The organism is Eubacterium sp. AF19-12LB (assembly GCF_003479125.1).
Taxonomy (GTDB): Bacteria; Bacillota; Clostridia; order Lachnospirales; family Lachnospiraceae; genus Eubacterium_U; species Eubacterium_U album.
In genome coordinates, this window is record NZ_QUGP01000017.1 from 1 (window position 1) to 10,511 (window position 10,511).

At 30.7% G+C, this 10,511-nt stretch carries 8 protein-coding genes, 1 tRNA gene and 1 rRNA gene; all 10 read right to left on the minus strand.

What is annotated here, in order from left to right; translation table 11 throughout:
• Positions 1–216, minus strand: a 16S ribosomal RNA gene (locus DWX29_RS11805); the annotation flags it as partial.
• A 556-nt stretch (positions 217–772) separates the two neighbouring features.
• A tRNA-Ser gene (locus DWX29_RS11810) sits at positions 773–860 on the minus strand.
• Between the two features lie 89 nt (positions 861–949).
• The gene (locus tag DWX29_RS11815; RefSeq protein ID WP_022089478.1) at positions 950–1,675 is read right to left on the minus strand and encodes a lysophospholipid acyltransferase family protein; all 726 of its coding nucleotides are present in this window, start codon (positions 1,673–1,675) and stop codon (positions 950–952) included.
• Positions 1,662–2,219, minus strand: a complete 558-nt coding sequence (locus DWX29_RS11820; RefSeq protein ID WP_117910217.1) for a Fe-S-containing hydro-lyase — start codon at positions 2,217–2,219, stop codon at positions 1,662–1,664. Before DWX29_RS11820 ends, DWX29_RS11815 begins: the two co-directional genes overlap by 14 nt.
• 117 nt (positions 2,220–2,336) lie before the next feature.
• Positions 2,337–3,179 (minus strand): fumarate hydratase, encoded by an 843-nt coding sequence (locus DWX29_RS11825; RefSeq protein ID WP_118565924.1) that lies wholly within the window; start codon positions 3,177–3,179, stop codon positions 2,337–2,339.
• A 154-nt stretch (positions 3,180–3,333) separates the two neighbouring features.
• Positions 3,334–5,883 (minus strand): DNA gyrase subunit A, encoded by a 2,550-nt coding sequence (gene gyrA / locus DWX29_RS11830; protein ID WP_118565925.1) that lies wholly within the window; start codon positions 5,881–5,883, stop codon positions 3,334–3,336.
• Positions 5,884–5,899: 16 nt separating this feature from the next.
• Positions 5,900–7,834: a DNA topoisomerase (ATP-hydrolyzing) subunit B gene (gene gyrB / locus DWX29_RS11835; protein ID WP_118565926.1), complete on the minus strand. Its 1,935-nt coding sequence runs from the start codon at positions 7,832–7,834 to the stop codon at positions 5,900–5,902.
• Between the two features lie 16 nt (positions 7,835–7,850).
• A complete protein-coding gene (gene recF, locus DWX29_RS11840; protein ID WP_118565927.1) occupies positions 7,851–8,939 on the minus strand; it encodes a DNA replication/repair protein RecF in 1,089 nt (362 codons plus the stop codon).
• On the minus strand, positions 8,939–9,145 hold the full coding sequence (locus DWX29_RS11845; RefSeq protein WP_022089472.1) for an RNA-binding S4 domain-containing protein: 207 nt from the start codon (positions 9,143–9,145) through the stop codon (positions 8,939–8,941). The genes recF and DWX29_RS11845 overlap by 1 nt, the downstream gene beginning before the upstream one ends.
• A gap of 17 nt (positions 9,146–9,162) precedes the next feature.
• Positions 9,163–10,275, minus strand: coding sequence for a DNA polymerase III subunit beta (gene dnaN / locus DWX29_RS11850; protein ID WP_022089471.1), 1,113 nt, complete (start codon positions 10,273–10,275; stop codon positions 9,163–9,165).
• Between the last annotated feature and the right edge of the window lie 236 nt (positions 10,276–10,511).

Sequence of the window (10,511 nt, forward strand, 5' to 3'; positions counted from 1 at the left end):
CATCATGCGATGCTGTGCGCTTATGCGGTATTAGCAGTCGTTTCCAACTGTTGTCCCCCAGTACAGGGCAGGTTACCCACGCGTTACTCACCCGTCCGCCACTAAGTCACCAAAGTCTTCCGCCCGAAGGCTTCTGTCTAAGGTGCTTCGTTCGACTTGCATGTGTTAAGCACGCCGCCAGCGTTCATCCTGAGCCAGGATCAAACTCTCGTTTAAAGTTTTTAATCCATTTCAGAATGACGTTAGCCATTCTTCCATCAATTACTGTTGTTTTGGAATTCATCATTTCTGATGACGTTCACTGAAAATCTTTTATTCATTTTCAGGGATGGTTGCTGTTCAATTATCAATGTTCTTGTTTTATTACTATCATAAGTGACAGTTTCTTAATTCTATCATTAATAATCATCACTTGTCAAGTATTTTTTTATTTTTATTTGCCCGCCTTTTAGCGGGCGAAAATTATATTAACACTTTTATTAAGTAATGTCAACACATTTTTTAATAAATCTAAATAAAATTTTGAACGTATATTTCGGTATTTACATTTTCCAAGTTATTATACGCAATGTACAAATCCTATTTATTTTACTCTATTTACCATTTTATCTATATTATGTTTATAACTGATTTAAACATAGGTTAATATAGTTAATACATTTAATTTCAATATAGGTAAATATATAATATAGATAGATTGGCATTAAACTTTATTAAATATAGCAATTAATAATTTGCAAAAAAAAAGAATCATTAACAGATTCTTTTTTACCGGAGAAGGAGGGATTTGAACCCTCGCGCCGCGTAAACGGCCTATACCCTTAGCAGGGGCACCTCTTCAGCCACTTGAGTACTTCTCCTTGCCTGATTCATATCAGTTATTTAATTTGCACAATTTAGCAGTGCAAAATTTATTATAGTATAGCATCTTTTATTTGTCAAATACTTTCTAGAATTTTACTTTTTCTTCTTTCTTTATTTTTTCTATTATTCTTGTTCTAACCATATCAGCTACCTGAGTTGTATTCATATCTTTGTATTCTTCATATTTTATTGGCTTTAAGTAATGAATTTGAACACATACTTCACTTGTTCCAGGAGTATCAAATGGTTTAAACGAATCTATTAATGCTACAGGTACTATTGGAGCTTTTGCTTTCATTGCACTTTTAAAAGTTCCTCCTTTAAACGGTCCCGGATTGTTTCCATCTTTACTTCTTGTTCCCTCTGGGAATATAACAAAATTTTTACCTTTAGAAACCTCATCTTTCATCTCATTTATTATTCCAATTGCCTGTCTTACATCATCTCTGTCAATTAATTTGCCATCTAATGCTTTTCTAACCTGTTTTAACAATATTACATTTTCTAAATTACTTCTCATTACAACTGACACTGGATTGTCATGTGTTTCTACTATTAATAAGAAGTCAAATAATCCTTGATGGTTTGGAAATAATATATAGCCATTTTCTTTAGGTATATTTTCAGTTCCTGTACATCTTATTTTTACATGACCAAATTTGTTTACATTTTTGATTACATTTCTTACTTTATTATATCTTTCTTCAAATGTGTATTTTTTACTATTTTCTGCTGATACTATGTCATGCATCATTGAAGGTATATAATAAAATCTTCTCATAACCATATATGCAATTCTATTTATCTTCACTACAATACTCCTTTATTGCTATTTCATATAAATTATTTCCTTCACAGTCAATTACAACTATAACCGGCAAATTTTCTACTTCAAGTTTTCTTATAGATTCTGTGCCTAAATCATCATATGCTATAACTTCACTTTTCTTTATGCATTTTGATAAAAGAGCTCCTGCACCACCTATTGCTGCAAAATATACTGCTTTATTTCTTACAATTGCTTCTTTTACTTCTTCTGTTCGTTTACCTTTACCAATCATTCCAATTAAACCTTTGTCTAAAAGTTTTGGTGCATATTTATCCATTCTGCTTGCTGTAGTTGGTCCTGCTGATCCAATTGGTCGTCCTTCTCTTGCTGGAGATGGTCCCATATAATAAATAACATTATTTTCTACATCAAACGGAAGTTTTTCTCCCTTTTTTAATGCTTCATCCATTCTTTTATGTGCTGCATCTCTGGCTGTATATATAGTTCCTGTAATATAAACATAATCTCCTGCTTTTAATTCCTGTGATATTTTTTTATCAAATGGGGCTGTTATTTTTCTATCCATGTTTTTCTCCTAATACAATAAATTTATTTTAGTAATAAATAAGTGCTACAATGGCGTAAATAAAGATAAACTAGACCGTGATGTGTAACAATTATCTTTTTATTTAGTCTTTTAATTTTAGATTGTTCTTGTTACGTGTCTGTTTACATGACAACATATATTTATAGCTACAGGTAATCCTGCTATATGGGTTGGGTATGTCTCCACATTTACTGCTAATGCTGTCTGTGTTCCTCCCAAACCTCCAGGTCCAATTCCCATTTTATTTATTTTGTCTAATAATTCATTTTCTAATTTGCTTACATATTCTATATCTGAACTACTATCTGCTTCTCTTGCCAATGCCTTTTTTGCAAGATATGCACATTTTTCGAATGTACCACCTATACCTACACCAACTACCATAGGTGGGCATGCATTTGGTCCTGCATCCCTTACTGCAGTTAACACTGCATTCTTTACTCCTTCTATTCCATCAGCTGGTTTAAGCATAAATACTCTGCTCATATTTTCGCTTCCAAATCCTTTTGGTGCAACTGTTATTGTTATATTTTCTCCCGGAACGATTTCATAATGAATTACAGCCGGTGTATTATCTTTTGTATTTTTTCTTATTATTGGGTCATTAACAACTGATTTTCTTAGATACCCTTCTACATAGCCCTGACGAACGCCTTCATTTATTGCATCTTCTATATTTGCTCCTGTTATATGTACATCTTGTCCAATTTTAACAAATACGACTGCCATCCCTGTGTCCTGACAAATTGGTATCATATCTTCTCTTGCTATTTTTAAATTTTCATCTAACTGCTCTAATATTTGTTTTCCTAATGGTGATTTTTCATTATTACGGGCATTGTCAAATACCTTTTTCATATCATCTGATAGGTAATGATTTGCTTCTATACACATTTCCTTAATATTTTTTGTCAGTAACTGAGCATCTATTTCTCTCATTTATTAATAACCTCCCTGTTTATTTTAAAACTTATTAATAATTTATGTGTTTTATCAATCTTTACTGTGTTAATTTGTATTAGTATTTTTAGTTATTGTTAATACAGGTGAGAGAAACTAGGTTTTTCTCACCTGTCAATCACACTGTTCTTTATTATTCCTGTGTTTCTTCATCTATGCCTTCAGATTCTATTTCATCGCTTTCATTATCTTCCTGCAATTCTTCTAATCTTCTTGCTTCTTCATCTGCTAAAGTAACACTTTCTTTTACTTTTGTTATACTTGCAACAATTATATCTTCTTTTTCACCTGTGTTCATTAATTTAACACCTGATGTAACTCTTCCAAGTACTGAAATGTCATCAACTTTTATTCTTATTATAATTCCCTGATTTGTAATAAGCATAATTTCATTTCCATCATTGACTGCTTTTACGCCCACTACTTCTCCTGTCTTATCAGTAATGTTATAACATTTTACACCTTTTCCACCACGGTTCTGTAGTTTAAAGTCTGTAAATCTGTTTCTCTTACCATATCCATTTGCTGAAACGAAAGTTATATATTCGCCCTGTGTTTCAAGCTGCATTGCTACAACTTCATCTCCATTTCTAAGTGTAATACCTTTTACACCCATTGCTGATCTTCCTGTTTCTCTTATATCCTTTTCAGCAAATTTTATTGCCTGACCTTTCTTTGTTAACATTAATACATTTTGTTCACAATCAGATACTTTTACTTCAATTAATTCATCATCGTCTCTAAGTGTTATTGCCTGAATACCTGTTTTTCTTATATTCATATATGCACTTAACGGTGTCTTCTTAATTGTTCCCTTCTTTGTTGCCATAATGAGATTTCTATCTTCATCAAAATCATCAAAATGAACCATTGTTGTTACTTTTTCACCTGGCTGAAGCTGTAGTAAATTAATTATTGCCATTCCTCTTGCTGTTCTACTTGCTTCCGGAATTTCATAACATTTTAATTTGTATACTCGTCCTGTATTTGTAAAGAACATAATATAATGGTGAGTATTTGTCATAAATAAATTCTTTATAAAGTCATTATCTATGGTATTCATACCCTTTATTCCTTTTCCGCCACGGTTTTGTGCTTTGAAGTTATCCGTTGTCATACGTTTGATGTATCCTAAATTTGTTATGGTTACAACAGTATCACGTCTTGGAATTAAGTCTTCATCTGACAAATCTTCTAAGTCTATTCCAATTGTTGTTCTTCTTTCATCAGCATATTTTTCTTTTATTACTAAGATTTCATCCTTGATTACTCCTAATAATTTATTTTCGTCTTCAAGAATTCCTTTGTAGAATGCAATTTTTGCCATTAAATCATCATATTCAGCCTGTAAATCTTCTCTTGCTAAACCTGTTAACTGACGAAGTCTCATATCTACAATTGCCTGTGACTGTGCTTCAGACAATGTAAATCTTTCCATTAATGCTTTCTTTGCTTCTGCTGTATTTCTTGAAGCTCTTATTATTTTAATTACTTCATCAATATTATCTAATGCAATGAATAAACCTTTAATTATGTGAGCTCTTTCTTCAGCTTTATTAAGTTCATAACGTGTTCTTCTTGTAACTACATCTTTCTGATGATCTAAGTAGCATGTTAATACCTCTAATAAATTTAAGACTTTTGGTTCGCCATTTACTAAAGCAAGCATGATAACACCAAATGTATCCTGCATTTGTGTATGTTTATATAACTGATTTAATATTACATTTGCATTAGCATCTCTCTTAACTTCGATTACTACTCTTGTACCATCCTGGTCAGATTCATCTCTTAAGTCAGAAATTCCTTCTATTCTTTTTTCTTTATGTAATTCAGCTATTTTTTCTACTAATTTTGCTTTGTTTACCATATATGGAAGCTCAGTAACTATAATTCTGCTTTTTCCATTATCCAAAGTCTCAATTTCTGTAGTTGCTCTTACCTTTATTTTTCCTCTACCTGTACGATATGCTTCACTTATTCCTTTAGTTCCAAGTATATTTGCTCCAGTTGGGAAATCAGGTCCTTTTATAATTTCCATGATTTCATCCAAATCTGTTGCTCTATTTTCTTCTACCTGATTGTCAATTATTTTTACAATTGCATCAATCGATTCACCAAGATTGTGTGGTGGTATATTTGTAGCCATACCTACTGCAATACCGCTTGTACCATTTACTAATAAGTTAGGATATCTTGATGGTAAAACTGTAGGTTCTTTTTCTGTTTCATCAAAGTTTGGTACAAATTCTACTGTGTCTTTGTTAATATCTGCTATCATTTCTGTAGATATTTTGCTTAAACGTGCTTCTGTATAACGCATTGCAGCTGCGCCATCACCATCTTCTGAGCCAAAGTTTCCATGTCCATCAACTAATGGATATCTTGTATTCCATTCCTGGGCCATGTTTACTAAAGCTCCATAAATTGAGCTATCGCCGTGTGGATGGAATTTACCCATTGTATCACCAACAATACGGGCACATTTTCTATGTGGCTTATCAGGTCCATTATTTAATTCAACCATTGAATAAAGAACTCTTCTTTGTACCGGCTTAAGTCCATCTCTTACATCCGGTAATGCTCTTGCTGCAATTACGCTCATGGCATAATCAATATAAGAGGTCTCCATTGTACTTTTTAAATCTACTTCATGTATTCTGTCAAATATCTTGTCATCCATTATTTATAGCATCCTCCTATACATCTAAGTTCTGAACAAATTTTGCATTTGCTTCTATGAACTCTCTTCTTGGTTCTACTTCATCACCCATAAGAGTTGTAAATGTCTTATCTATTTCAGTTATTGTTTCATCGTCAATTTTAACCTGTTTCAATATTCTTGTGTTAGGATCCATTGTTGTTTCCCATAACTGGCTCGCATCCATTTCACCAAGACCTTTATAACGCTGAATTTTATTCTGATTATCACGACCTATTTCTGTAAGTATTTTATTTAACTCATCATCATTATAGGCATAATAATTTTTTTTGTTTCTTGTTACCTGATAAAGTGGTGGCATTGCTAAATATACATGTCCATCTTTTATTAACTCAGGCATAAATCTATAGAAAAATGTAAGCATAAGTGTATCAATATGAGCTCCGTCAACATCGGCATCAGTCATGATAATAATTTTATCATATCTCAATTTTGATATATCAAAATCATCCTGAATTCCTGTTCCAAACGCTGTTATCATTGCTCTTATTTCTGCATTTGCCATAATTTTATCTATTCTGGCTTTTTCTACATTTAAAATCTTTCCTCTTAAAGGAAGAATAGCCTGTGTTGCTCTTGTTCTTGCTTTTTTAGCTGAACCACCGGCGGAATCTCCTTCGACTATGAAAATTTCACATTTCTTTGGATCTTTATCTGAACAATCAGCTAATTTTCCCGGTAAAGCAGCTACATCTAAAGCTGTTTTTCTTCTTGTAGCTTCTCTTGCATTTCTTGCTGCAAATCTTGCTCTTTGTGCTAAAACAGCCTTTTCGCATATAATCTTTCCTACATTTGGATTCTGTTCAAGGAAATATGTTAACTGTTCACTCATAACATTTTCCACAGCAGCACGTGCTTCACTATTTCCTAATTTTTGTTTTGTCTGTCCTTCAAACTGTGGATCCTCGATTTTAACACTAATTATAGCAGTAAGACCTTCTCTTATATCTTCACCTGAAAGATTTTCTTCATTATCTTTTAATACTTTTTTAGTTCTTGCATAACTATTAAAAGTTTTTGTAAGTGCTCTTTTAAAGCCTTCAACCTGTGTTCCACCTTCAGGAGTGTTAATGTTATTAACAAAACTTATTGTATTTTCGTTATATCCATCGTTATGCTGAAGAGCAACTTCAACATAAACATTATTTACTGCTCCTTCACAATATAAAATGTCATCATATAAAGCAGTCTTTCCTTCATTAAGATAACTTACAAATTCTTTTATACCACCTTCATAATGGAATATTTCTTCTTTTGGTTCTTCTTCTCTTACATCTCTTAAAATAATTTTTAAATTCTTAGTAAGGAAAGCTGTCTCTCTTAATCTTTCCTCTAACACCTTAAACTGATAAACAGTATCTTCAAAAATTGTATTATCCGGTAAGAATGTAACTTCTGTTCCTGTAAAATCAGAATCACATTCACCTATAACTTTTAATTCACTTACAACATGTCCATATTCATATTTCTGATAATGGATTTTTCCTTCTCTACATACTTTAACTTCTAACCACTGTGATAAGGCGTTAACTACAGATGCACCTACACCATGTAATCCACCGGATACTTTGTATCCTCCACCACCAAATTTTCCTCCGGCATGAAGTACTGTAAATACAACCTGTACTGCAGGCAAACCTGTTTTTTCATTAATTCCAACAGGAATTCCTCGTCCATTATCCTTTACTGTAATAGAATTATCTTTGTTAATCTGTACATCAATTTCACTACAATAACCTGCTAAAGCTTCATCAACAGCATTATCAACTATTTCATAAACTAAATGATGAAGACCTCTTGTTGATGTTGTTCCAATATACATACCAGGTCTTTTACGTACCGCTTCAAGTCCTTCAAGAATCTGTATTTGGTCTGCACCATATTCATTTTCTACATTTGTATTGTTACCCATTAGTAACTCCTTTCAGTTAAATAGTTTTTTCAAAAACTTTTCCTTCTTTTACTTTAAATATTTTGTTAATTTTAAATCTGTTTTCTATAAATTCATCTAAACCCGTACAAGTTATAATTGTCTGTACGTTTTCTAAACTATTTAATAACTCATTCTGCCTTTTTGAATCTAATTCCGATAATACATCGTCTAACAACAATACCGGTGTATCATGTATTATGCTTTTTACTATTTCAATTTCAGCCAGTTTTAAAGATAAAGCTGCAGTTCTTTGTTGTCCCTGACTTCCGTAAATTCTTACATTCATATCATCATAATAAAAACTTAAGTCATCCCTATGTGGTCCAACATTTGTAGTCTTATACTTTTTATCTTTTTCTCTTGTTAAAACAAGTTGATTATATAACTCTAATTCATCGCAGTTTTTATCATATTTAACTATTATATTTTCTTTGTTATCTGTAATTTTTTTGTGAATTGGATTTATTATTTCGTTTATTTTTTTTACAAATTCACTTCGACGTTTAATAACTTCACTTCCATATTTAGCAAGTTGTAAATCCCATACGTCCAAAGTTTCCTCTAAATCAGGCTTAAAATATAAATCCTTTAATAGTTTATTTCTTTGATTTAATATCTTATTGTAATTTAGCAAATTATAAACATATAATTTATCTAGTTGACATAACTCCAAATCTATAAACCTTCTTCTCTCGGATGGACCATTTTTAATAATATTTAAATCCTCCGGTGAAAAGAATACAACATTAAATATCCCAAATAATTCACTTGCTTTTTTTATAGGAATTCCATTTATAGCAATTCCTTTAGACTTATTTTTTTTCAAATGAATATCAATTCGATATTCTTTATTCTTTTTGTTAATATATATTTTTATATGTGCATCATCACATCCAAATTTTATAACTTCTTTATCTTTCCCACCTCTGTGAGATTTCGTTGTGCTACATATATATATAGCTTCAAGAATATTTGTTTTTCCCTGTGCGTTGTCACCATATAAAATATTAGTTTTAGAATCAACGTTTAAATCTAATGTTTCATAGTTTCTATAATTACAAAGATTTAATTTTTCAATAACCATTATTCTACTTCTACAATTGTACCATCAAATTCAAAAGTATCTCCAGGTACAAGTTTCTTTCCTCTTCTGGTATCAACTTCTCCATTTACCTTTACTTGTCCATCCTGAACAACAAACTTTGCATCAATACCTGAACTAACAAGTCCTGCTAATTTTAATGCCTGACCTAACTTAATATAATCATCTTTTATTTTTATTTTTTCCATTTTTTTCTATTCCTAAACTAATTATTTGCTACTGAAAAGTTAACAGGAAGAATTAAGTAAATATATTTTCCTTCATCATCTCTTATAAAACATGGTGATTTAGGGTTTACATAATATATATTTATCTGTTCTTCATCTATAACCTTTAATGTATCTATTAAGAATCTTGGATTAAAACCAATCATCATATCTTTTCCTTCTTTTTGAATGTAAATTTCTTCATCCATAGAACCAATGAAAGAATTAATCTTAAATTCCATTACTCCATCCTTAATTGTAATAATAATAGGTTTCTTATCGCCTTCTTTAATAAGAAGTGTTGCTCTATCAATACAATCAAGCATTTCTCTTTTATTAATTACAACCTTAGTTTCATAATCACTTGAAAGCATCTGATTTATCTTAAAATATTCGCCTTCAATTAATCTTGAAACAACAAGTGTATTATCAAATTCAAATAATATATGGTTTGTTGTGAAATAAATATTAACAATATCATCAACTCCACCATTTAAAATTTTGCTTATTTCATTTAAAGTTTTTCCAGGAACAACAACTTTAATATCTTCATATTCAGCATTTAATTCAATATTTCTTATAGCTATTCTATGACCATCCAATGCAACAACTTTTAAATTATTACCTGATATTTCAAAAAGTTCTCCTGTCATAAGTTTATTATTATTTTTGTCATCAATTGAGAATATTGTCTGTCTTATAACTTCTTTTAATGAAAACTGTGAAATACTAATACTTTTTTCCTTTTTTATTTCAGGTAAATAAGAAAAATCATCTCCATCTCTACCTATAATGTTAAATTTGGCATTTTCACATGTAATGTTTGCTTTATATTCATTATCAACATCAATAACTACATCATTATCAGGAAGTTTTCTTATAATTTCTGAAAATAATTTAGCTTCTATAGCTACACTACCCGGTTCAATAATTTCACCTTGGACAACCGTTTCAATGCCAAGTTCCATATCATTAGCAGTCATTTTAATTTTTCCCTCAGTAGCGTCAATAAGAAAACATTCTAATATAGACATAGTAGTTTTTGAGGATACGGCTTTCATAGTAATGTTAACTCCTGAAAGTAAATCATTTTTTTTGCAAATAAGTTTCATTGTAAAATCTCCTTTATGTGTAAGTGTTGAAAAATGTATAAATTTATATAAATAAATAAATAATAATTAGTAGTAGTAGTATATAGGGGATGTTAATAAGTTAAAAACTAGTTCTAAGCCCCATGTATAAAAGAAAAGGCTGCATTAATAACAAATGAATAATTTTAAAAACTATTAACATTTTGAGGATATTGTTAATAAAAAATGTTAATAGCTTAAAAATATAAAAGTAGGAT